Origin of the sequence: Tabrizicola sp. (assembly GCF_041913445.1) — a bacterium.
Taxonomy (GTDB): Bacteria; Pseudomonadota; Alphaproteobacteria; order Rhodobacterales; family Rhodobacteraceae; genus Tabrizicola.
Window position 1 is genome coordinate 215,326 of sequence record NZ_JAYSFG010000001.1, and the last position, 20,136, is coordinate 235,461.

Genomic DNA, 20,136 nt, shown 5'->3' on the forward strand with positions numbered 1-20,136 from the left:
GCACATCACCAGAAGCCAGGCCCTGACGTTCCAGGCAATGCCCCGAAGCCGAAGCCACGCGCCTCCCCTCCCCCTCCGTGGGGAGGGGCCGGGGGTGGGGGGCTGCCGCAGAACATCCTTTCCGAACGGTAAACGTCCGCGACCATCCACTTGATCACAAAGTAAAATCAGAAAATGTCCACCGTGGACAAAGTCACGGCACCGGGGTCCACATCACGTCGTCGATCCGCGGCGCCCCCGTGGCCAGCATCACCACCCGGTCGAACCCCATCGCGATCCCCGCCGCCGGCGGCATCCCAGAAAGCGCCGCCAGGAAATCCTCGTCCAAAGGATAGCTCTCCCCATAGACCCGCGCCTTCTCCGCCATCTCCGCCTCGAACCGCCGCCGCTGCTCGCCCGCGTCCGTCAGCTCCCCGAACCCGTTCGCGAGCTCCACCCCGCAGGCATAGACCTCGAACCGCTCCGCCACCCGGGCATCCCCCGGCACCTTCCTCGCCAAGGCCGCCTCGGCGGACGGATACCGGTCCAGGACAGTCACCCGCCCCTCCCCGAGCTTCGGCTCCACCTTCTCCGACAGAACCCGGCTCAGCATGTCCGACCAGGTATCGTCCCCCGCCCGCCGCACCCCGATCCGGTCCAGCTCGGCTCCCAGTGCGTCTGCATCCGTCGACCCGTCCCCCCGGATCGATGCCATCAGGTCCACCCCTGCATGGACCGCGAAAGCCTCCGCCACCGTGACCCTCTCCGGCTCAAGAAACGGATCGCAGCTCCGATCCCGGAACCACAGGACCGGGGCCCCCGCCTCCCGCGCGGCGGTCCGCAGAAAGGCCATCACGTCGCCCATGAGAACCTCATAGCCCTCCCCCACCCGGTACCACTCCAGCATCGTGAACTCGGGACTGTGCAGCGCCCCCCGCTCCCGGTTCCGCCAGACGTGGGAGAAGGCATGGATCCGGGTCTCCCCCGCCGCCAGCAGCTTTTTCATCGCGAACTCTGGCGAAGTGTGGAGGTACATCCGTCGACCCACTCCATCGTTCCCGATCGCCTCGGTCGCGAAGCCGTGGAGGTGCGCCTCGTTTCCCGGGCTGATCGCCAGCGCGGCCGGGTCGACCTCGGTGAACCCCTCCCCCGCCAGCCACCCCCGGATCGCCGCCTGGATGCGGTTGCGGGTCAGGAGGATCGGGCGGCGGTCGGCGTGGCGGGAGGGGCTCCACCAGGGTGATGCGGGATTCATCTGGAAATTCCGGTTCGGATCGGTTACGGGCGCGGGCAGATGCCGGTCGCTGAAGGACCGGTCCCCGTTACAACAAGGACCCGACCTTTGAAAGTCATCGCCTCCTCGCTCCGCAAGGGCAACGTCGTCGAGATGGACGGCAAGCTCTACGTCGTGCTGACAGCCTCGAACTTCCACCCCGGCAAGGGCACGCCCACCACCAGCGTCGACATGCGTCGCATCTCGGACGGGGTGAAGGTCAGCGAGCGCTGGCGGACCACGGAAATGGTCGAGAAGGCCACCGTCGACGAGCGGGAATATGACTTCCTCTACGAGGACGGCGAGGGCTTCCACTTCATGGAGCCGACCACCTACGAACAGATCGTCGTGACCGAGGACGTGATGGGCGCGAACAAGCCCTACCTCCAGGAAGGGATGAAGTGCTACGTGAAGACCTTCGAAGGGGTTCCGATCGCGCTGGAAGTCCCGCAGAAGATCACCGTCGAGATCGTCGAGACCGAGCCGGTCACCAAGGGGCAGACCGCGTCCTCTTCCTACAAGCCCGCGACGACCGACAACGGGCTGCGGGTCATGGTGCCGCCCCACATCGGGCCGGGCACGCGGATCGTCATCAACACGGACGACGACAGCTACGTCGAGCGCGCCAAGGACTGACCTGTCCACGGTGGACAAACGCCGGGATCCTTGATTTATCAAGGACTTGGTCGCGGACGTTAGGGAAGTGGAAACCATTGGAAAGGCACGTCGCAAGGCGTGCCTTTTCGCTTTGCCGGGGGCCGCAAAGGGCTATGCTGCGGGCAAAGGGGAGGCCGCGATGCCCGGGGATCATGATGCCTACAAGCCCATCGAGATTGCCGCGCTGATCGAGACGGCGGGGGTCGCCAAGGCCGCCCTGCCGCTGCACCGGATGGCGACGCTCGCGATGCTGGCGGGGGCTTTCATCGGTTTCGGCTCGGCCTTCTGGTGCATGGCAATGGCGGGGGGAGACGCGGGCTTCGGGCCGCAGAGGGTGCTGGGCGGCGTGGTCTTTGCGCTGGGGCTGATCCTCGTGGTCGTGGGCGGGGCGGAGCTCTTCACCGGCAACGCGCTGATGGTGATGGCGGCGGTGGACCGGCGGATCACGCTAGGGTCGCTTCTGCGGAACTGGGGGATTGTCTATGTCGGCAACCTGATCGGCGCAGTCGGGCTGGCGGTGGCCTTCGGGTTGTCGGGGCTTCTGGACGGTCCGATGGGGGCTGTCGCGGCGAAAGCGGCGACGGCGAAGGCCTCGCTTCTGCCGCTAGAGGCCTTCGTGCGGGGTGCCTTGTGCAATGCGCTGGTCTGCCTTGCGGTCTGGCTGAGTTTCGCGGCGCGGACGGCGACGGACAAGATTCTGGGCGTGTTGTGGCCGGTGGCGGCTTTCGTGACGCTGGGGCTGGAGCATTCGGTGGCGAACATGTTCCTGTTTCCGGCGGGGCTATGGGCGGGGTCGGAGGCCTCTGTGGCCGGGGTGCTGGGGAACCTCCTCTGGGTCACGCTGGGCAATATCGTCGGCGGCGCGGGCGGGGTGGCGCTCGCCTACCGCTTTGCCTATGGCGCGATGCGGGGGTAAGGGCGGTTGGCGCGTCGCCCACGCTATATGCGGGTCGAAGGAGGCGGGGTGAAACCCCGCCCTACGGGGAGAGCTCGCCGGCTTCGATGCGGAAGGGCAGGATGTTGCCGGGGGGCGGCAGGGGACAGATCGCGAAATCGGTGAAAGCGCAGGGCGGGCTGATCGCGCGGTTGAAGTCGAGGGTGATTTCGGTGTCGCTCATGTCCTCGCCGAAGAGGAAGCGGCAGGCCGGATAGGTCTCGCCCGCGGTGGCGTCGCGGAAGACGAACATCGGCTTGCCGGATTTCCAGTGCGTGGGCGTAAGGGTCACGGTCCTGCCCTGATGCCGAAAGGTCGCGCGATGGGTCAGCGTCACAGCAGCTTTTGAGCCGTCTTTCATCGCAACTTCAGCTGCCTCCGGGGCGAAGCTCTCCCAAGTGGCGCGGACCGTCCAGTCGTTGTCATCGGGGAAGCTGCGGAGCGTCACGGTCGGTGCCAGCGTCAGGTCACGGACGCGGAGCGCGGGCACGCCATCGACGGTGTGGATTTCCAGGAGGAACGGGTCAACCTGCAGCTGCGGGAAGGCATCCGGGACGGGCAGGAACGGTTGCGGCGCCTCACCCGGCCGGGTGAAGGTGGCACCGCGGGCGGTGATCTCCAGCGTGCCGAGAAGGTCCGGGCCGGAGGGGAGTTGCACTTCCTGCCCCGCACCGACAAGGAAGCGGCCGGGGGCAAGGTCGATCCGCGCGACGAGGTTCAGCCAACCGTCCGGCGCGGTCAGCGCGGCAAGACGGGCGGCACGCCAGTCGGCCAGGGGCTGCATCAGGCGGCCTCGAAAGTGATCTTCCGGCGCAGGAACTGGGTCGCCTTGTTCGACACATAGGCCGGATCGCCGGTGGTCAGGAACTTCGAATGCGTGCCGGTCCCGGCGAATTGCGGACGGCGTTGCAGGTAGTCGGCGAGGGATTCGGCGACGAGGTTTGCCTGGCTGTAGACCTTCACGCCCTGCCCCAAAGCGTCCTGGAAGACCTTTTCCATCAGCGGGTAATGCGTGCAGCCGAGGATCGCGGCCTCGGGCGTGGGCATCCGGCGTTTCAGCGCCTCGACATGGGAGCGGACGAGGGCCTCGGCCAGGATTTCGTCACCCTGTTCGATGGCATCGACGACCCCGCCGCAGGGCTGGGCCTCGACATCGACACCAATGGCGCGGAAGGCAAGTTCGCGCTGGAAGGCGCGGGAGGCGACGGTGGCAGGGGTGGCGAAGAGGGCGACGTGCTTCACGGCGACTTCGCGCGGGGGGGAGTTGTCGCCCCACTGGCGTTCGGTCAGCGCCTCGATCAGCGGCACGAAGACGCCAAGGACGCGCTTGTCGGTCGGGACCCAGGTTTCCTGCATCCGCTTCAGCGCGGCGGCCGAGGCGGTGTTGCAGGCGAGGATGACGAGGTCGCAGCCCTCGGCCCAGAGGCGTTCGGTCGCGGCGCAGGTCAGCGCGAAGATGTCGTCGGCGGTGCGGACCCCGTAGGGGGCATGGGCATTGTCGCCAAAGTAGACGAAGGGGACGTCCGGAAGCCGCTTTGTCAAAGCATCAAGGACAGTCAGCCCGCCAAGGCCCGAATCGAAGACGCCAACTGCCATGCCTGCCTCTTTCGCCTTGGCGCGATTGCTGCGCGCGAGTGCCTTTTCGCCGATCATAGGACGGTCCGACAGGGGGATAAAGGGCCAAGGAGCAGCGGGCCTTTGCCGGTCGGGGTTTACATGGAATGCGCTATCCCTATCTAGGCGCGGACGTGGTAGCGTAATCAGTGAATTGAAAAAAGGGTTGAGCGGATGGATTGGGACAAGCTGAGGATCTTTCACGCGGTGGCGGAGAAGGGCAGCCTGACCCATGCGGGCGACGTGCTGCACCTGTCACAATCGGCGGTCAGCCGGCAGATCCGTGCGCTGGAGGAAAGCCTGAACGTCACGCTCTTCCACCGCCATGCGCGGGGGTTGATCCTGACCGAACAGGGCGAGCTTCTGTTCGACGCGACGACGCAGATGGTGCGGCGGCTGGACGCGACGGCCGCGCGGATCCGCGACAGCGAGGACGAGGTCTTCGGCGAGTTGCGGGTGACGACGACGACGGGGTTCGGCACGCTGTGGCTGGCCCCGCGGCTGGCCCGGCTTTACGCGAAATACCCGGCCTTGAAGATCGACCTGATGCTGGAAGAGCGGGTCCTGGACCTGCCCATGCGCGAGGCGGATGTGGCGATCCGGATGAAGGAGCCGTCACAGGCGGACCTCATCCGCAAGCGGCTGATGCAGATCAAGATGCAGATGTTCGCGACGCCGGAATACCTGGCCACGCATGGCACGCCGCAGTCGATGGACGATTTCAGCAGCCACCGGCTGATCAGCCAGCACGCGGGCACGCCGCAGGTGGCGGCGGGGGCGCTCTTGGTGGCCGAGCTGATGACGCATGACATCCCCTCGACGCTGACGGTGAACAACTACTTCGGCGTGCTGCAGGCGGTCTTGAACCACCTGGGGATCGGGGTGCTGCCGGACTATCTGATCGAGGATTTTCCGAACCTCGTCAGGGTCCTGCCCGAGGTCGAAAGCGCCGAGGTGCCGGTGTTCCTGGCCTATCCCGAGGAGCTGCGCCATTCCAAGCGCGTGGCGGCCTTCCGGGACTTCGTGACCGAGGAAATCATGTCCTTCCGCCGGCGCCAGTCCGAGGATGCCGCGGCCTGAATTGCTGCCATGCAGCATTTGCATAGCGGCATTGCCCAAACGTCGGGCATTCCTGACTTGTTTGCGCAAGCAGGTAGCACTATCTGAACTCTCGAAGCGGCGATGAGCGTGCTCTCGTCCCTTCGTACCTCCCTGTTGGACTTGGCCGAGCGTCATGCTCGGCCTTTTTTTTGGCCTGGCGCAAGAAGAAGCCCGGCAGTTTCCTGCCGGGCCACAAGGTTCAGGCCGTGTCGGGCGTCAGCCGCCCGAGGAGTCGTCCTTGGTGCTGTCATCCGAGTTGTCCAGCGCCGGGCTCGTCGGCTCGATGTTCGACGAGATCGCGGCGATGAGCTCCGCCTCGGTCCAGCCCAGGGTCAGCGAGCCGTCGGCGGTCACATCCGAGCCGAGCGGCACGGTGAAGGACTTGACGCTCGACTTCGCGCCGAAGTCGCTGTTCAGGGTGACCACGGCCACCGGGGCGCCGTCGCCGCCGTCATAGACGCTTTCCACCTGGCCGATCACGATCTGGTCCTTGGTGCGGACCTCGTTGCCGACGAAGGCCGAGTCGCCCATCACCGTCACGGTGGTCATGTCCTCGGGCGTGGCGCCAAGCTTGGCGTCAGCCGAGAGTTCGACGGCAATGGCCGGGATCGCCGTCAGGGCAGCCAGGGCGACCGAGGCCGCAAGGGTCTTGGAATTGAACATGGTGTCATCTCCTACTGTAGGCCGAAAATTCGGCGTGCGGCGATCAACCGGCGATAGGCGAGGTTGTTCCGGCTCGCGCGCCGATGTGGCGGAGGGCCGCCGTCAGTGCAGCGCCTGGAGACGGGCCGTCAGGAAGGCGCGGTCGGCGGGAGAGGTCGCAAGCGCGATCGCCCGTCGATAGGCATCGCGCGCCGGAGCGACATCCCCAATCCGGGCCAGAAGTTCCGCAAGAACCGCATGGAATGGCTGATAGTCGCGCAGAGCCTCTGACAGGGCGCGTGCCTGCGCCAGGGCCAGGGGAACGTGACCCGCCTCTGCAAGGGCCACGGCGTGGTTCAGCGCGACCACCGGAGTGGGTTCGAAATCCCGCAGGCGGGCAAAAAGCGCGGCGATCTGGGGCCAGTCCGGCGGGCCGTCGGCGGCGTGCAGCGCCGCGATGGCGGCCTTCAGCTGGAACGGACCCGGGGCGCGCCGGGCAATGGCGCGGTCAAGGAGCGCCAGTCCTTCGTCGCGCTGGGAGAGATCCCAGAGGCTGCGGTCCTGATCGACGGGCGACAGGGTCAGACCGTCACGACCTATCCGCGCCGCAGCGCGGGCCTGGGTCAGAAGGAGAAGCGCAAGCGCGGCCTCGACCTCGGGCTGGTCGGGGGCAAGTTTCACCAGAAGGCGGGCCAGGAAGATCGCTTCGGTGCAGAGGTCGATGCCGGTCTGCGGACCCTGGGCATAGCCTGCGGTGTAGATCAGGTAGACGACCGTCAGGACCGAATTCAGCCGCTCTGGCAGGACTTCGGGTTCCGGCACGGCAAAGGGGATGCGGGCGGCGGCGATCTTGGCCTTGGCACGGCTCAGGCGCTGGCCCATCGTCGGCTCGGCATCGAGGAAGACGGCGGCGACCTGGGCGGTGGTCAGCCCGCAGAGCGAGCGCAGGGTCAGGGCGATGCGCGATTTCTCCTCTAGCGCCGGGTGGCAGCAGGTGAAGATGAGGCGCAGGCGGTCGTCGGGGATGGCCTGCGGGTCGGGCTCCGCGGCCTCTTCCGCAGCCAGGACGGCAATTGCCTCGCGGTGGCGCGAGAGAGTCGTGTCGCGGCGATAGCCGTCGATGGCCTTGCGGAGCGCCGCACGCAGAAGCCAACCCGTGGGGCTGGCGGGAACCCCTGCCCTGCCCCAGTGCACCAGCGCAGAGGCGGCGGCGTCCTGCAAGGCATCCTCGGCCCGCTGGAAGTCGCCCGTCCGTGCGATGAGGGCGGCCAGAAGCCGCCCCCGATCCTGCTGCATCGCCTGGGCAAGGGTCGCTTCGATCATCCGAAGACGACGAGCGGGCGCACCTCGACGGTGCCGTAGGCGGCACCGGGGATCTGCGCGGCCCAGTGCAGCGCCTGGTCGAGGTCGGGGCAGTCGATGATGTAGTAGCCGCCGAGATGCTCACGCGTTTCGGCGAAGGGTCCGTCCATCGTCTCGACCTTGTCGCCGCGCTTGCGGAGCGACGTGGCCGTGCGGGTGGGCTGCAGCGCATCGCCCGAGACCATCACGCCCGCCTCTTTCATCCGGCGGTTCAGGTCGAAATAGGCCGCGTTCATGTTCTGGCCCATCGGCGGGGTCACGCTGGGATCGGTGTAGATCAGGCACATGTATTTCATGTCAGTACTCCATCACCGGGCGCACCTCGACCGAGCCGTAGCGGGCGGCGGGGATCGCGGCGGCGAAGCGCAGGGCGGCGTCAAGGTCGGCGGCCTCGATCAGGTAGAAGCCGCCCAGGTGTTCACGGGTTTCGGCGAAGGGGCCGTCGATCGTCTCGACCCGGTCACGGCGCTTGCGGACGGTGGTGGCGGTTTCCACGGGTTGCAGGCCTTCACCGGCAAGGAACGTGGCCACGCCGGGCATGCCCTCGCCCAAGGCCATGTATTCAGCCATCATCGCGTCGAATTCCGGCGTTCCGGGTGCGGGTTCGGCCCCGGGGGCGGCGTAGAGCGTCAGCATGTATTTCATCATTCATCCTGTCGTTTGCCGGTCGAAGGGCGGGCTTGCCCTGCGATCCTAGACCAAGGACGCAAGGCCGGAAGGGTTTTCGACATCCCGTCTCCCAGCCCGCGAAATTTTTTCGGCGCTGGCGCGGCGGGGTGGTTTGCCCTTGGTCAACCTTTCCCTTATGAGGCGGGCCAAGTCGCCAAAGTGCCTGCTCAAGGGGATGCCATGCAAGAACCCGCCATCACGCCGGAACTCGTCGCCAGCCACGGGATCAAGCCCGACGAATGGGAGCGGCTTTTGGGCATCATGGGGCGGGAGCCGACGTTCACGGAACTCGGCATCTTCAGCGCGATGTGGAACGAGCATTGTTCCTACAAGTCGTCGAAGATCCACCTGAAGAAGCTGCCTACCACCGGACCTCAGGTGATCTGCGGGCCGGGCGAGAACGCGGGTGTCGTGGACATCGGCGACGGCCAGGCGGTGATCTTCAAGATGGAGAGCCACAACCACCCCTCCTACATCGAACCGCACCAGGGCGCGGCGACGGGCGTGGGCGGCATCCTGCGTGACGTCTTCACCATGGGTGCGCGGCCGATTGCGGCGATGAATGCCTTGAGCTTCGGGCTGCCCTCGCATCCGAAGACCGCGCATCTGGTGAAGGGCGTGGTGGAGGGCGTGGGCTCCTACGGCAACGCCTTCGGCGTGCCGACGGTCGGCGGAGAGGTGCGGTTTCACCGCAGCTACAACGGCAACTGCCTGGTGAACGCCTTTGCGGCGGGCTTGGCGGATACGGACAAGATCTTCTACTCGGCAGCCAGCGGTGTGGGGATGCCGGTGGTGTATCTGGGCGCGAAGACGGGCCGCGATGGCGTTGGCGGGGCCACGATGGCCAGTGCCGAGTTCGACGACACCATCGAGGAGAAGCGGCCGACGGTGCAGGTCGGCGACCCCTTCACCGAGAAGCGGCTCTTGGAGGCCTGTCTGGAGCTGATGGCCTCGGGCGCGGTGATCTCCATCCAGGACATGGGCGCGGCGGGGCTGACCTGTTCGGCGGTCGAGATGGGCGACAAGGGGGGCCTCGGGATCAAGCTGCAGCTTGACGACGTGCCCCAGCGCGAGACCGGGATGACGGCCTACGAGATGATGCTGTCGGAAAGCCAGGAGCGGATGCTGATGGTGCTGAAGCCCGAGAAGGAGGCCGAGGCGCGGGCGATCTTCGAGAAGTGGGACCTGGACTTCGCCATCGTCGGCGAGACGATCCCCGAGGACCGCTTCCTGATCCTGCACGGCAACGAGGTGAAGGCGGATATCCCGCTGTCGAAGTTGTCGTCGTCGGCGCCGGAATATGATCGTCCTCATGTGCCCTCCCCTGCCCCGGCGCCCTTGCCGGCGGTGCCAGTGATCACGCCCATCGCGGCGCTGAAGGCGCTGATCGGGTCGCCGAGCTATGCCCACAAGGGCTGGGTCTACGAGCAATACGACAGCCAGGTGGGGGCCGATACGGTCGTCCCGCCGGGCGTGGGCGCGGGCGTGGTGCGGGTGCATGGGACGGGGAAGCTGCTGGCGTTCACCTCGAACGTGACGCCGCGCTATGTGAAGGCGAACCCGTTCGAGGGCGGCAAACAGGCGGTGGCCGAGGCCTACCGGAACCTGGTGGCCGTAGGGGCAAAGCCGCTGGCGACGACGGACAACCTGAACTTCGGCAACCCGGAAAAGCCCGAGATCATGGGCCAGTTCGTCGGCGCGCTGGAGGGGATCGGCGCCGCCGTGAAGGCGCTCGACATGCCGATCGTGTCGGGGAACGTGAGCCTTTACAACGAGACGGACGGCTCGGGCATCCTGCCGACGCCGACCATCGGCGCTGTGGGGATCATGCAGGCCGGCGAGCTGATCGCGGGCCAGCCGGCGGACGGCGACATCGTCGTGGTGATCGGCGAGACGCGCGGGCACCTTGGCCAGTCGGCGCTTCTGGCCGAGGCCTTCGGGATCGAGGCCGGAGAGCCTCCGCCGGTGGACCTGGCGGCCGAGGCGTCGGCGGCGAAGGCGCTTCTGGCCAACCGCAAGCGCATCCGCGCGGCGCGGGACCTGGGCGACGGCGGGCTGGCGCTGGCGGCTTTCCGGATGGCCGAGGGCGCGGGAATCGGGCTTACGCTGACCACGGGCGACATCGGACAGCTCTTTGGCGAGGACCAGGCGCGCTACGTGGTGGCGATCCGGGCGGATGACCTTGCGGCCTTCACGGCAGCGGCGGGCGGGCCCCCGGTGACGCAGGTCGGCACGTTCGGTGGCGACAAGGTCACCTTCGGCACCGACAGCGCACCTTTGACCGCCCTGTCGCAGCTTTACCGCACGGCCTTTGCCGCAACCGTGGGCGTCTGATGCTGCGACCGGCGACGGCGGAGGACATCCCCTTCATCCGCAGCCTGACCACCCGGGCCGACTACGCGCCCTTCATCGGCGACAGCGACGAGGCCGCCCTGCAGGGCTGGATCGACAGCCGCGAGGCAGCCGTCGTGATCTGGGACGCGGACGGGACGCGCGGTTTCGGGATCTTCCGGGGCCTCGGTGCACCGGGCGGCGTGGTGGAACTCTTCCGCATCGCGCTTGACCGGGCGGGGGGCGGGGCGGGTGACCGGTTCTTCCGCGCGCTGGTGGACCACGCTTTCCGCGACCTGGACGCCGCGCGCCTGTGGCTGGACGCCAGCGCCGAGAACCCGCGCGCGCTGAAGATCTACAGCCGTGCGGGCTTCCGGCAGGAGGGTTGCCAGCGCGCGCACTGGTATCGCCCGGCGCTGGGGCGGGCGGTGGACCTGATCCTTATGGGCCTCCTCCGCTCCGAATGGGAATCCCTTGAACCGCTGGCCCCCCGGGCCTAGGTTCGGGACGAAGAAGGAGACCACCTGATGCCCATCGAAGCCCGCGATATCGAAGCCCTGATCCGGGAAAGCTTCCCGAACGCGAAGATCAGCGTGCAGGGTGACGACGGCGCGCATTTCGCGGCCGAGGTCATCGACGCCTCATTCAAGGGCATGAACCGCGTCCAGCAGCAGCGCGCGGTCTATGCGGCGCTGAAGGGCAAGATGGACGGCCCGAACGGAGCGCTGCATGCGCTGGCGCTGACCACCAAGGCGCCCGACTGACCGCTGGCTCACCCTGCAGTGTCTTGTAGGTCCGCCGCAAGACGCCTAGATTTGGGCCGACGCACAGCGAAAGGCAGGATGATGGCTACGGGTGCAGGATATGGCGTGATCTCGGCGCTTCTGCCGCTGGTCGGGATCGTCACGATGGTCCGGAACCGGAAGCGGCGGAAGTCGGGTGCGCCTGAACCGGTGGACGAGGAATTCGAAAAGCGCCGCGCGGCGACGCTGGAATCCGAACGGCGCATGGCGGCCTATCTGGCAAGCCGGGACCAGCGCTAGACGGTGGACCACGGCTTTGCGGCCGGGCTGATCGGAAAGTCGCCCTGGACCGCGCCTTGGATCGTCGGGTTCCTGGTGCTGTATGCGGTCCTGTCGGTTGAAAGCATTTGGCCGCTGTTGAAATATGGGACGAGACACTGGCGGGTCACCCGGAAATGGGAATTCCGCAGATGGAAAAGGAAGAACGGGCGATGAGCGCTGCAGACACGATCAAGGACACGATCGAGAAGAACGACGTGGTGCTGTTCATGAAGGGCACCAAGATGATGCCGCAGTGCGGGTTTTCCTCGCGCGTGGCGGGCGTCCTGAATTTCATGGGGGTGGAGTTCCAGGACGTCAACGTGCTGGCCGACCCCGAAATCCGACAGGGGATCAAGGACTTTTCCGACTGGCCGACGATCCCGCAGCTTTACGTGAAGGGCGAATTCGTTGGCGGCTGCGACATCGTCACCGAGATGACCTTGTCGGGAGAGCTCGACCAGCTTCTGGAATCGAAGGGCGTGGCCTTCGACAAGGCGGCGGCGGACAAGATCCGCGAAGCGAACGCGTGAGCCGATCAAATGCTTGCTGAGGCCCGCTTCGGCGGGCCTTTTGCATTTTCTGCGACGTCAAACGCCGGTGACAAGAAGGTCTATGGCTTTGGTGATCTGATCGCGCAGGGTCGCCAGGTTGCCAACCTTCTGTCCCATGCCGCCAACTCGGGCCGTACCCAAAAGGTTCAGCATGACGCGATACTCGCGTTCCGCGAAGATGAAGGGAATGGAAAGCCGCTCGAGTTCAGCCGGTCGGCTGCCGTCTGACGGGACACACGAGGCGAAAACCCGCGTTCCCAAGCCATCAAGTGCATCGCTTTGCAGGACCAAGAGCAAGCCGCCGTCCGGGTCACGGTACAGATCGAACTGTCGCGCCATCAGACGATCCGGATTCCCATGTTGGGTATTCCGTTCTCCTCGATCCACCGATTGTAATCCGCGATGGCCTCGGCGTTGTCTTCCTTCCAGCGTCGGGCACGTTCGGCACGGACCTGGAGAAGAATCCCCTCCTCTGCCGCGCGGGAGAGATTCACGCCCAAGGCCCTCGCCTCGTCCAGGAGGGCTGCATCCAGGGTCATCGAGGTGGCACGGCGGGTGGCGGGCATGGCGGTCTCCTTCGCACGAAGGGTAGTGCAAAATATACCGCATCGGAAGCGGTATGTCACCCCGCCTTGCAGGTCAGGAGCAGCGCCTCGCCTTCGGGCGTCTTCCAGTAGAGCGTCGCCTCCTCACCCTTGGTCCACCAGACGTAGTTCGACCCGTCCGACGGCCAGCCATAGCGCGCGCCCGAGGCGGCGGGTTCGTTCACCAGCGTGATCTGGCTGCCCTCGACATGGATCACCACAAGGCTGAGGTCTGGGCCGTTGACATAGGTGGCCGGGATCTCGACGCCCCTGTCGCAGGCATAGGTCGTGGTGGTGAAATCCTGCGCGGAGGCAGCGGCGGGCAGCAGGATCAGCGCCAGCGCCCTCATTCCGGGTCGCGGGTGCAGGTGGCGATCGGGGCCTCGGTCCCGTTCTGGCGGGCCATGAACCAGGCGGTGTCCCCCCGGTCCCACCAGACCGACTCGCTTCCCGGTGCGTCGGGCGAGGGCCCCCCGAACTTCTGCCCCTCCTCCACCGTTTCCGGCGACATGGCGATCAGGAAGCCGTTCACGGCGACCAAGGCCACCGTGCCGTCGCTGCCGGCGACATAGGCGGCGTGGAGCGGTACTTTTCCGTTTACCGCGTCGCAGGTCCAGCTGGACTGGACAACATCCGGCCCCGCCAGCGCCGGAGCGGCCGTCAGAAGACGGGCCGGCAAAGCCCTCATGCCTTGACCTGCTCTTCCACGCGGGCGGCCATCGCTTCGGCCCGGGCAGCGATCTCGGCCAGGGTCTCGCCCACCTGCGGCGGGATCACCGCGACGTCGCGCGTGGCGATGGGGCGGGCTTCCAGCTCGGCCACGCGGGCGCGAAGGCTGCGAAGCTCATCCTCGACGGCAGCGGTCTTGTCGGCCAGCATCAGGCCCGCCATCAGGAGCATCTTCGCTTCCGGCAGGCGGCCCATCTGCGCGATGATGGGCGAAGCTTCGGCGTCCAGCATCCCGGCGGCGGCGCGGAGGAAGTGCTCCTCTCCCGGCTGGCAGGAGACCTGGAACGGGCGGCCGCCGATGGTGACTTCAAGTTCAGGCATTGCCGGCCTCCGTCAGGTGGGGTTCGAGGGCTGCGAGAATCTCGTCCATCTCGGCGATCTCGGTCAGGCGGGTGGCGCGCAGGGCTTCCAGCTCGGCGGCCATCGCCTTGTTGATGAGCTGGGGTTCGGTTGCGCCCGCGGCGGCTGCGGTCCGCAACGCCTCGAGCTGTTCGCGAAGCGAGGCGTTGACGCGGCGCATCCGCTGGAGTTCCAGGCCCTTCACGTCCAGCTCTTGCGTCAGGCGGTCAAGCTTTTCCTGCAGGTCGCCCTTCGCCTCGCGGTCCTTGGCGGCGCGGAGCCGGGCCTGAAGCTGGGCATTGAGCGCCTTTTCCTCTTCCAGCTGGGCGCGGAGCGTGGCGTCCACGGCAGCGGTGACCGGTGCGGCCCCCGTCGGCCGGGGCTGCGCTGCCAGGCGGTCGACCCCCTTGCCGATCCGTTCCAGCGCGGCGGTGATCCGCTTTTCCAGCTCGGTTATGTCCTGCATCCGCTACTCCTTGCACCCGAAGGCCAGCCGACCCCCGCCGTCCAATGAAACCGACAGGCCCGAATCGCCCCGGGCCCGGTCATCGGCGATCTTAGCGCGAAAGCGGCGAAAGGCGACCGGCCTTTCTTCCCAAGGCCTTGGGGTCCAAGCTTGATCTTGCCGGTCCCGGTGGGTAGAGGCTTTGCAACCCATCCAGCCGAAGGAATGCCGCCTTGGACATCCAGACCCTCCGCCAGAAGAACCCCGATCACTGGATGCGGGCGACCGCGATCCGCGCGCTGGCGCTGGACGCGGTGGCGGCGGCGAATTCCGGGCACTCGGGGATGCCGATGGGCATGGCCGACGTGGCGACGGTGCTGTTTGCGAACCATCTGAAGTTCGACCCGAAGGCCCCGCGCTGGCCGGACCGCGACCGGTTCATCCTGTCGGCGGGGCATGGCTCGATGCTGATCTATTCGCTCCTCTACCTGACGGGGTACGAGGACATGACGCTGGAACAGGTGAAGAACTTCCGCCAGTGGGGCGCGATCACGGCCGGGCACCCGGAATACGGCCATGTCGCAGGCGTCGAGACGACGACCGGACCCCTGGGCCAGGGGATCGCCAATGCCGTGGGCTTCGCCATGGCCGAAGAGAACCTGCGCGCGCGCTGGGGGGCGAAGATCCAGGACCATTACACCTGGGTCATCGCGGGCGACGGCTGCCTGATGGAGGGCGTCAGCCAGGAGGCCATCGGCCTTGCGGGCAAGCAGCAGCTGAGCCGCCTGATCGTTCTGTGGGACAACAACGGCATCACCATCGACGGCAAGGTCTCGATCGCCGACGTGACCGACCAGAAGGCGCGGTTCGCGGCCTCGGGTTGGGATGTGTTCGAATGCGACGGGCATGATCCGGCGGACATCGACCGGGCGCTGACGGCCGCCAAGGCCTCGCCCCGCCCCGCCCTGGTCGCCTGCAAGACGCATATCGCCATCGGCCACGCGGCGCAGGACACCTCGAAGGGCCACGGCGCGCTGACCGACAAGGCGCAGCTGCAGGCGGCGAAGGATGCCTACGGCTGGAAGGGCGGGCCGTTCGAGGTTCCCGCCGACATCAAGAAGTGGTGGGAATCGCTGGGCGCGAAGGGTGCCAAGGCACGGGCCGAGTGGGAGGCGCGTCTCGCCGCCCTGTCGCCCGCCAAGCAGGCCGAGTTCGCGCGCATCTTCTCGCTGGAGGCCCCGGCGAAGCTGGCCTCGGCCATTCGCGGGGTGAAGAAGCAGGCGGTGGCGGACCTGCCGAAGCTTGCCACCCGCGCGGCGTCCGAGAAGGTGCTGGCCGCAGTGAACCCGGTCCTGCAGGAAACCATCGGCGGCTCGGCCGACCTGACGGGCTCGAACAACACCAAGACGGCGGACCTGGGCGTCTTCACCCCAGAAGACCGCAAGGGCCGCTACGTCTATTACGGCATCCGCGAACATGGCATGGCCGCCGCGATGAACGGGATGGCGCTGCATGGCGGCGTCCGGCCCTATGGCGGGACCTTCATGTGCTTCACCGACTATGCCCGTCCCTCGATGCGGCTGTCGGCGCTGATGGGCGTGCCGGTGGTCTACGTGATGACGCATGACTCCATCGGCCTGGGCGAGGACGGCCCGACCCACCAGCCGGTGGAACACCTGGCGATCAGCCGCGCGACGCCCAATACGCTCGTCATCCGCCCTGCCGACCTGGTCGAGGTGGCCGAGGCCTGGGAAATCGCGTTGACGGAAAAGACCCGGCCCACCGTGCTGGCGCTGAGCCGCCAGAACCTTCCGGCGGTCCGCAAGACCCACACCAACCAGAACATGGTGTCGAAGGGCGCCTATGTGCTGGCCGAGGCGACGGGCAAGCGTCAGGTGATCCTGATGGCGACCGGGTCCGAGGTGGAGATCGCGCTCAAGGCCCGCGACCAGCTGGAGGCGGAAGGGATCGGCACCCGCGTCGTCTCGATGCCGTCGATGGAGCTGTTCGCCGCGCAGGACGAGGCCTGGCGCCGCAAGGTCCTGCCGCCCGGCCCGGTGCGCATCGCCATCGAGGCGGGCGTCCGGCAAGGCTGGGACCGCTGGCTTCTGGGCGAGCGGGGCCGTGAGGCGAAGGCGGGCTTCGTCGGCATGTCGAGCTTCGGCGCCTCGGCCCCGATGGAGCGGCTTTATGCCGAGTTCGGCATTACCGCCGAAGCCACGGTCAAGGCGGCCAAGGCGCTGCTCTGAGCCTTCAGTTTAGGACGTGCGATTAAGCGGCGGCTTAGGGCCGCCGCTTGCTTTTTGGCTGACCCCTGGGCCGCAGGGGAATAGGGTCCGGTCCGACAGGAGGACCGGATGCGACTTCTCAAGACCGTGCACAGCTGGCTGGGCGTCGTCGTCCTGCCCTGGGTCATCATCATCGGGCTGACGGGCCTGTTCCTGAACCATGAGCGTCTGGTCATGGGCTGGCTGGAGGGCGAGGCCTATGACGAGACGCAATTCGAGGTCTGGCCGGGTGCCGCGCCGGTGACGCAGGACCAGGCGCGGGCCCTGGCGGAGGGGCTTTATCCGGGGGTGACGCTGAAGCTGTCCGGCGACACGGCCTATCACGGGCGCGAGGCGGCGATCTTCGAGGCGGGCGAAGCCCAGGTGATCGTGGCGCTGGCCACCGGGCATTACTGGATCAAGACCGACCTTTCCCGCGTCACCCATGCCCCGGACGGAACGGTGCTGGAGCACCGGACCTATTGGGAGGGGATCTTCAAGCGGCTGCACGAACAGGGCTGGCTGACCCGCGCCTTCGGCACCTGGCTTGCCGACATCACCGCGGCGGCGATGGTGGTTTTCGGGCTGTCGGGTATCGTGCTCTTCCTGATGCCCCGGCTGCGACGGCGGCAGAACCGGCGGCGGATGCGGACGGCGGCGACCTCGTGACGGGTTTTCATTTCCGCCGCGTCAGGTAAGGGTCCGCCCCGCGCAAAGGGGGAGCGGGCGATGGACTGGCGGGGATTCGGCCCGGCGATGGGCGGCCCGAAGGCGATGGACCTGGCACGCGCCGGACTGGGTGCGGGCCTTGGCCTGCTTCTGGCGGGGCTTGCGCTGCGGGGCCTGGGGCTTGGCTGGCTGATCGCGCCCTTCGGGGCCTCGGCGGTGCTGGTCTATGCGGTGCCGAACAGCCCCTTGGCGCAGCCCTGGTCGGTGGTGATGGGCAATACGCTGTCCGCGCTGGTCGCGCTGGCAGTGCTGACCGCCCTGCCCCACCAGGACTGGGCCGTGCCGCTGGCCGTGGGGCTGGCCATCGCCGCGATGATCGCCGGGCGGGCCCTGCATCCTCCCGGTGGGGCGGTAGCGCTTCTGGTGTCGCTGGGGGCCACCGGGGGCTGGGCCGCGACGCTGGGGCCGGTCGCGCTTGGTTCGGCGCTGCTGGTCGGAATCGGCATCCTGTGGAACGGTGCCGTGGGCCGGGTCTACCCGTTCCGCCAGCCCGCGCAGGTGGGCCCGCATGGCACCCACGACCCGACGCCCGAGGAGCGCATCGGCCTTGACCCCGCCGAACTGGCCGCGATCCTCGAGGACTACCGGCAGTCGGCGAACCTCGGCGTGGCCGACCTTGCCCGGCTGGTGGGCGCGGCCGAGCAGGCGGCAGCGGCGCGGCGGATGGAGGGCTTCACCGCCGCCGACATCATGTCGCGCGACCTGGTGACCGTCGGGCCGGATGCTCCCCTGTCGCAAGTCGCCGAGATCTTCCGGACCCGCGGCTTCACCTCGCTGCCGGTGGTGGAAGCGGGCGCGCTTCGGGGCGTGATCTTCCAGATCGACCTGATCCGCCGGGCGCGCGAGGACGCCTTCCGCCAGCACAAGAGCCTGCTTTCGGCCCTGATCCGGCTGGTCGACAGCCACCGGGCCAAGCACCCCAAGGCCGGCGAGATCATGGAGACCCGGGTGCCGCAGGTGACCCCCGAGACGCCGGTCGGCGCGCTTTTGCCGCTCCTGGCCGACGGCGGGGCCGAGGCGGTGCCGGTGGTAGCCGGCCCATCCATCGTGGGGATCGTGACGCGCACCGACCTCGTGTCGGCCTTGGCGCAGCGGCTGGCGTTGGGTCAGGAGCCGCGGACCGCCTCGTCGTAGCCCTCGGCAGTGTCTTCGGGGTCCGGCGGGGCGCTGTCCTCGTATTCGTCGCCGGGGTCCATCTCGCCCTCGACCTCCTCCTCGTCGTCCAGGTCCTCTGGGTCCGGCAACCCGTCGTCGTTCAGGTCGGGGTTCTGGGGATCGTCCTCGGCATTGACCGTGCTTGAGGTGACATCAGCGTCCGCGACCGAAACTTCGGGCAGGTCCTCGTCGGGGTAGTCCTCGGACGGAAGGACGCCGCCGTCTTCCGAGGCGTCGCCATCCGACAGACGCGGGCCGTCGTCGTCCTCACCCTGGGCGGTGGGGAAGACCTGTTCCTCGCCCTGGTCGGTCAGCGTCGGGAATTCGCCGAGGTTGCCCTGGATCGAGGCTTCCTCGATCACCGGCTCGGCGGCCTCCTCGGGGTCCAGCGTGGGGGGCGGCACTTCCTCGATCGCGATCAGCTCGCGCGCCTCGTCAAGGTAGGCCTCTGCCCCGCCCGAGGGCTGTCCGGCGTCCTGCCAAAGCGTCCGGGCGCGGTCGCGGACGCGGGTTTCCCAGGCTTCGAAATCGTTGCGGTCCATCATGCACCCCTGTTCTGGTTCGCGGCATCAACGCCGGGGACAGAGGCAGGGTTCCGTCAGTGCGCGGCGGCTTTCTTGCCGGTGACCGCGGCCCAGAGCGGCCCGATGATCCGGGTTGCCACGGGGATCAGGAGCAGGCCCAGGATCAGGCCGAAGACGCCATCCAGCGCGGCTGTGACCAGCCATGCGACGAAGCCCTGCGCTGCGGGGACGGCATGGGCCACGACCTCGGCCGCATGGTGGATCGTCTCGTAGGGCCAGGGCCAGAGATGCGTGACCTCCAGCCCGTGCGTCACGATGTTGCCGCCGACCCAAAGCATCGCCGCCGTCCCGACGGTGGACAGAAGTGCCATCAGCTTCGGCATCCCCCGAACCAGACCCCGCCCCAGCGCGCGGCCCGCCGAGGTCCGCCCAGTGGCCGCAAGATGCAGGCCCACGTCGTCCATCTTCACGATCAGCGCCACCGCGCCGTAGACCGCGACGGTGATCAGCGTGCCGACGACGGCCAGCGTGATCGCCTGCATCCAGAAGCTGGGGCTCTCGATGGTGGCAAGCGCGATGGTCATGATCTCGGCCGACAGGATGAAGTCGGTCTTGATCGCGCCGGCGACCTTTTCCTCTTCCAGATGCGCGGGGTCCTTGGTGTCGAAATCCTTCTCGACCTCGTGGTCGGCATGGGGCGCGAAGGCGTGGACCAGCTTCTCGGCCCCTTCGAAGCAGAGATAGGCCCCACCCAGCATCAGCAAGGGCGTGATGATCCAGGGCGCGAAATGGTCCAGCGCCAGAAGGCCGGGGAGAAGCACGATGAGCTTGTTGCGCAAGCTGCCAAGCGCGATGCGCCAGATGATCGGCAGCTCCCGGTCGGCGGAGAAGCCGTGGACGTACTTCGGCGTCACCGCAGCGTCGTCGATCACCACGCCCGCGGCCTTGGTCCCGGCCTTGGCGGCGGCGGCGGCGATGTCGTCGACCGACGAAGCCGCAACCTTTGCGATGGCCGCCACATCGTCGAGAAGTGCCAGAAGTCCGCTCATGCGCCATGTCCCTTGTCACTGCAACCTTGGATGTAGCGGGAAACGCGGGATTCGGCAAAGCGGTGCCAAGGGTTAGCGCAAACAGGCGAAGATTGCGCTAACATGATGATATGACGTCGTTTTTCGCCTTGAACCCAG

The 20,136-nt window shown here is 67.5% G+C and carries 26 protein-coding genes; 11 read left to right on the top strand and 15 right to left on the bottom strand.

The genetic code is table 11. The annotated features are described in order from the left end of the window. Positions 1–193: 193 nt before the first annotated feature. Complete coding sequence (gene epmA, locus ACE3Q6_RS01115) at positions 194–1,234, bottom strand: EF-P lysine aminoacylase EpmA (RefSeq protein WP_374426840.1); 1,041 nt, start codon at positions 1,232–1,234, stop codon at positions 194–196. An 87-nt stretch (positions 1,235–1,321) separates the two neighbouring features. Between epmA and efp the strand changes: the two genes are divergently transcribed. Together efp and ACE3Q6_RS01125 are read left to right on the top strand one after the other, a co-directional pair. Further along, entirely contained in the window at positions 1,322–1,888 is a 567-nt protein-coding gene (efp, locus tag ACE3Q6_RS01120) for an elongation factor P (RefSeq protein WP_374426845.1), read from the top strand. A 160-nt stretch (positions 1,889–2,048) separates the two neighbouring features. Further along, positions 2,049–2,825: a formate/nitrite transporter family protein gene (locus ACE3Q6_RS01125; RefSeq protein ID WP_374426849.1), complete on the top strand. Its 777-nt coding sequence runs from the start codon at positions 2,049–2,051 to the stop codon at positions 2,823–2,825. A 61-nt stretch (positions 2,826–2,886) separates the two neighbouring features. Here ACE3Q6_RS01125 and ACE3Q6_RS01130 read toward each other — a convergent pair whose 3' ends face one another. Both ACE3Q6_RS01130 and murI read right to left on the bottom strand, forming a co-directional pair. Continuing rightward, a complete protein-coding gene (locus ACE3Q6_RS01130; protein ID WP_374426852.1) occupies positions 2,887–3,627 on the bottom strand; it encodes a DUF1684 domain-containing protein in 741 nt (246 codons plus the stop codon). Then, positions 3,627–4,439 (bottom strand): glutamate racemase, encoded by an 813-nt coding sequence (murI, locus tag ACE3Q6_RS01135; RefSeq protein ID WP_374426854.1) that lies wholly within the window; start codon positions 4,437–4,439, stop codon positions 3,627–3,629. The genes ACE3Q6_RS01130 and murI overlap by 1 nt, the downstream gene beginning before the upstream one ends. Positions 4,440–4,631: 192 nt before the next feature. On the opposite strand from murI, the gene ACE3Q6_RS01140 reads away from it, so the two are divergent. After that, positions 4,632–5,537: a LysR family transcriptional regulator gene (locus ACE3Q6_RS01140; RefSeq protein WP_374426857.1), complete on the top strand. Its 906-nt coding sequence runs from the start codon at positions 4,632–4,634 to the stop codon at positions 5,535–5,537. Positions 5,538–5,774: 237 nt separating this feature from the next. Here ACE3Q6_RS01140 and ACE3Q6_RS01145 read toward each other — a convergent pair whose 3' ends face one another. From ACE3Q6_RS01145 to ACE3Q6_RS01160, 4 genes are all read right to left on the bottom strand, one after another. Then, complete coding sequence (locus ACE3Q6_RS01145) at positions 5,775–6,221, bottom strand: hypothetical protein (RefSeq protein ID WP_374426860.1); 447 nt, start codon at positions 6,219–6,221, stop codon at positions 5,775–5,777. A gap of 102 nt (positions 6,222–6,323) precedes the next feature. Further along, positions 6,324–7,523, bottom strand: a complete 1,200-nt coding sequence (locus tag ACE3Q6_RS01150) for an RNA polymerase sigma factor (protein ID WP_374426863.1) — start codon at positions 7,521–7,523, stop codon at positions 6,324–6,326. Beyond that, positions 7,520–7,858 carry a YciI family protein gene (locus ACE3Q6_RS01155; RefSeq protein ID WP_374426866.1) on the bottom strand — a complete coding sequence of 113 codons (339 nt, stop codon included), beginning with the start codon at positions 7,856–7,858 and terminating at the stop codon, positions 7,520–7,522. The genes ACE3Q6_RS01150 and ACE3Q6_RS01155 overlap by 4 nt, the downstream gene beginning before the upstream one ends. Position 7,859: 1 nt before the next feature. After that, positions 7,860–8,207, bottom strand: a complete 348-nt coding sequence (locus tag ACE3Q6_RS01160) for a YciI family protein (RefSeq protein WP_374426869.1) — start codon at positions 8,205–8,207, stop codon at positions 7,860–7,862. A 204-nt stretch (positions 8,208–8,411) separates the two neighbouring features. Here ACE3Q6_RS01160 and purL point away from each other — a divergent pair, with 204 nt between their 5' ends. From purL to grxD, 5 genes are all read left to right on the top strand, one after another. Then, positions 8,412–10,565, top strand: coding sequence for a phosphoribosylformylglycinamidine synthase subunit PurL (gene purL / locus ACE3Q6_RS01165; RefSeq protein ID WP_374426872.1), 2,154 nt, complete (start codon positions 8,412–8,414; stop codon positions 10,563–10,565). Further along, positions 10,565–11,062 carry a GNAT family N-acetyltransferase gene (locus tag ACE3Q6_RS01170; protein ID WP_374426875.1) on the top strand — a complete coding sequence of 166 codons (498 nt, stop codon included), beginning with the start codon at positions 10,565–10,567 and terminating at the stop codon, positions 11,060–11,062. Before purL ends, ACE3Q6_RS01170 begins: the two co-directional genes overlap by 1 nt. Before the next feature lie 27 nt (positions 11,063–11,089). Further along, positions 11,090–11,326 (top strand): BolA/IbaG family iron-sulfur metabolism protein, encoded by a 237-nt coding sequence (locus ACE3Q6_RS01175; protein ID WP_374426878.1) that lies wholly within the window; start codon positions 11,090–11,092, stop codon positions 11,324–11,326. Between the two features lie 81 nt (positions 11,327–11,407). After that, positions 11,408–11,605 (top strand): hypothetical protein, encoded by a 198-nt coding sequence (locus ACE3Q6_RS01180; RefSeq protein ID WP_374426881.1) that lies wholly within the window; start codon positions 11,408–11,410, stop codon positions 11,603–11,605. A gap of 191 nt (positions 11,606–11,796) precedes the next feature. Beyond that, positions 11,797–12,156, top strand: a complete 360-nt coding sequence (gene grxD, locus ACE3Q6_RS01185; protein ID WP_374426885.1) for a Grx4 family monothiol glutaredoxin — start codon at positions 11,797–11,799, stop codon at positions 12,154–12,156. A gap of 57 nt (positions 12,157–12,213) precedes the next feature. On the opposite strand, the gene ACE3Q6_RS01190 is transcribed toward grxD, so the two are convergent. Genes ACE3Q6_RS01190 through ACE3Q6_RS01215 form a run of 6 tightly spaced genes read right to left on the bottom strand, consistent with a single transcriptional unit; the run spans position 12,214 to position 14,295 of the window. Beyond that, positions 12,214–12,516 (bottom strand): CcdB family protein, encoded by a 303-nt coding sequence (locus ACE3Q6_RS01190; protein WP_374426888.1) that lies wholly within the window; start codon positions 12,514–12,516, stop codon positions 12,214–12,216. Next, positions 12,516–12,743, bottom strand: a complete 228-nt coding sequence (locus ACE3Q6_RS01195) for a type II toxin-antitoxin system CcdA family antitoxin (protein WP_374426891.1) — start codon at positions 12,741–12,743, stop codon at positions 12,516–12,518. The genes ACE3Q6_RS01190 and ACE3Q6_RS01195 overlap by 1 nt, the downstream gene beginning before the upstream one ends. Positions 12,744–12,799: 56 nt before the next feature. Next, positions 12,800–13,111: an MliC family protein gene (locus ACE3Q6_RS01200; protein WP_374426894.1), complete on the bottom strand. Its 312-nt coding sequence runs from the start codon at positions 13,109–13,111 to the stop codon at positions 12,800–12,802. Next, entirely contained in the window at positions 13,108–13,449 is a 342-nt protein-coding gene (locus tag ACE3Q6_RS01205; protein WP_374426897.1) for a hypothetical protein, read from the bottom strand. The genes ACE3Q6_RS01200 and ACE3Q6_RS01205 overlap by 4 nt, the downstream gene beginning before the upstream one ends. Beyond that, complete coding sequence (locus ACE3Q6_RS01210; protein WP_374426900.1) at positions 13,446–13,811, bottom strand: cell division protein ZapA; 366 nt, start codon at positions 13,809–13,811, stop codon at positions 13,446–13,448. Before ACE3Q6_RS01210 ends, ACE3Q6_RS01205 begins: the two co-directional genes overlap by 4 nt. Further along, positions 13,804–14,295 carry a hypothetical protein gene (locus ACE3Q6_RS01215; RefSeq protein ID WP_374426903.1) on the bottom strand — a complete coding sequence of 164 codons (492 nt, stop codon included), beginning with the start codon at positions 14,293–14,295 and terminating at the stop codon, positions 13,804–13,806. Before ACE3Q6_RS01215 ends, ACE3Q6_RS01210 begins: the two co-directional genes overlap by 8 nt. A 212-nt stretch (positions 14,296–14,507) precedes the next feature. Here ACE3Q6_RS01215 and tkt point away from each other — a divergent pair, with 212 nt between their 5' ends. The 3 genes from tkt to ACE3Q6_RS01230 all read left to right on the top strand — a co-directional run bounded on the left by tkt (position 14,508) and on the right by ACE3Q6_RS01230 (position 18,404). Continuing rightward, complete coding sequence (gene tkt / locus ACE3Q6_RS01220; RefSeq protein ID WP_374426906.1) at positions 14,508–16,523, top strand: transketolase; 2,016 nt, start codon at positions 14,508–14,510, stop codon at positions 16,521–16,523. A 108-nt stretch (positions 16,524–16,631) separates the two neighbouring features. Next, entirely contained in the window at positions 16,632–17,210 is a 579-nt protein-coding gene (locus ACE3Q6_RS01225) for a PepSY-associated TM helix domain-containing protein (RefSeq protein ID WP_374426909.1), read from the top strand. A 60-nt stretch (positions 17,211–17,270) separates the two neighbouring features. Then, positions 17,271–18,404, top strand: coding sequence for an HPP family protein (locus ACE3Q6_RS01230; RefSeq protein WP_374426912.1), 1,134 nt, complete (start codon positions 17,271–17,273; stop codon positions 18,402–18,404). Here the strand turns inward: ACE3Q6_RS01230 and ACE3Q6_RS01235 are convergent. Beyond that, positions 18,377–18,967, bottom strand: coding sequence for a DUF2934 domain-containing protein (locus ACE3Q6_RS01235; protein WP_374426915.1), 591 nt, complete (start codon positions 18,965–18,967; stop codon positions 18,377–18,379). The two genes, ACE3Q6_RS01230 and ACE3Q6_RS01235, sit on opposite strands and share 28 nt — an antisense overlap. Before the next feature lie 56 nt (positions 18,968–19,023). Next, complete coding sequence (locus tag ACE3Q6_RS01240) at positions 19,024–19,998, bottom strand: DUF808 domain-containing protein (protein WP_374426918.1); 975 nt, start codon at positions 19,996–19,998, stop codon at positions 19,024–19,026. Between the last annotated feature and the right edge of the window lie 138 nt (positions 19,999–20,136).

Bases quoted from the DNA above. Each gene is read 5' to 3' on its own strand.
- epmA (WP_374426840.1), bottom strand. From the start codon at position 1,234: ATGAATCCCGCATCACCCTGGTGGAGCCCCTCCCGCCACGCCGACCGC.
- purL (WP_374426872.1), top strand. From the start codon at position 8,412: ATGCAAGAACCCGCCATCACGCCGGAACTCGTCGCCAGCCACGGGATC.
- ACE3Q6_RS01140 (WP_374426857.1), top strand. From the start codon at position 4,632: ATGGATTGGGACAAGCTGAGGATCTTTCACGCGGTGGCGGAGAAGGGC.
- ACE3Q6_RS01190 (WP_374426888.1), bottom strand. From the start codon at position 12,516: ATGGCGCGACAGTTCGATCTGTACCGTGACCCGGACGGCGGCTTGCTC.
- ACE3Q6_RS01230 (WP_374426912.1), top strand. From the start codon at position 17,271: ATGGACTGGCGGGGATTCGGCCCGGCGATGGGCGGCCCGAAGGCGATG.
- ACE3Q6_RS01155 (WP_374426866.1), bottom strand. From the start codon at position 7,858: ATGAAATACATGTGCCTGATCTACACCGATCCCAGCGTGACCCCGCCG.
- ACE3Q6_RS01125 (WP_374426849.1), top strand. From the start codon at position 2,049: ATGCCCGGGGATCATGATGCCTACAAGCCCATCGAGATTGCCGCGCTG.
- ACE3Q6_RS01205 (WP_374426897.1), bottom strand. From the start codon at position 13,449: ATGAGGGCTTTGCCGGCCCGTCTTCTGACGGCCGCTCCGGCGCTGGCG.
- ACE3Q6_RS01160 (WP_374426869.1), bottom strand. From the start codon at position 8,207: ATGAAATACATGCTGACGCTCTACGCCGCCCCCGGGGCCGAACCCGCA.
- ACE3Q6_RS01170 (WP_374426875.1), top strand. From the start codon at position 10,565: ATGCTGCGACCGGCGACGGCGGAGGACATCCCCTTCATCCGCAGCCTG.
- ACE3Q6_RS01175 (WP_374426878.1), top strand. From the start codon at position 11,090: ATGCCCATCGAAGCCCGCGATATCGAAGCCCTGATCCGGGAAAGCTTC.
- ACE3Q6_RS01210 (WP_374426900.1), bottom strand. From the start codon at position 13,811: ATGCCTGAACTTGAAGTCACCATCGGCGGCCGCCCGTTCCAGGTCTCC.
- ACE3Q6_RS01145 (WP_374426860.1), bottom strand. From the start codon at position 6,221: ATGTTCAATTCCAAGACCCTTGCGGCCTCGGTCGCCCTGGCTGCCCTG.
- ACE3Q6_RS01225 (WP_374426909.1), top strand. From the start codon at position 16,632: ATGCGACTTCTCAAGACCGTGCACAGCTGGCTGGGCGTCGTCGTCCTG.
- ACE3Q6_RS01215 (WP_374426903.1), bottom strand. From the start codon at position 14,295: ATGCAGGACATAACCGAGCTGGAAAAGCGGATCACCGCCGCGCTGGAA.
- ACE3Q6_RS01235 (WP_374426915.1), bottom strand. From the start codon at position 18,967: ATGGACCGCAACGATTTCGAAGCCTGGGAAACCCGCGTCCGCGACCGC.
- ACE3Q6_RS01180 (WP_374426881.1), top strand. From the start codon at position 11,408: ATGGCTACGGGTGCAGGATATGGCGTGATCTCGGCGCTTCTGCCGCTG.
- murI (WP_374426854.1), bottom strand. From the start codon at position 4,439: ATGGCAGTTGGCGTCTTCGATTCGGGCCTTGGCGGGCTGACTGTCCTT.
- ACE3Q6_RS01195 (WP_374426891.1), bottom strand. From the start codon at position 12,743: ATGCCCGCCACCCGCCGTGCCACCTCGATGACCCTGGATGCAGCCCTC.
- grxD (WP_374426885.1), top strand. From the start codon at position 11,797: ATGAGCGCTGCAGACACGATCAAGGACACGATCGAGAAGAACGACGTG.
- ACE3Q6_RS01130 (WP_374426852.1), bottom strand. From the start codon at position 3,627: ATGCAGCCCCTGGCCGACTGGCGTGCCGCCCGTCTTGCCGCGCTGACC.
- ACE3Q6_RS01200 (WP_374426894.1), bottom strand. From the start codon at position 13,111: ATGAGGGCGCTGGCGCTGATCCTGCTGCCCGCCGCTGCCTCCGCGCAG.
- ACE3Q6_RS01240 (WP_374426918.1), bottom strand. From the start codon at position 19,998: ATGAGCGGACTTCTGGCACTTCTCGACGATGTGGCGGCCATCGCAAAG.
- ACE3Q6_RS01150 (WP_374426863.1), bottom strand. From the start codon at position 7,523: ATGATCGAAGCGACCCTTGCCCAGGCGATGCAGCAGGATCGGGGGCGG.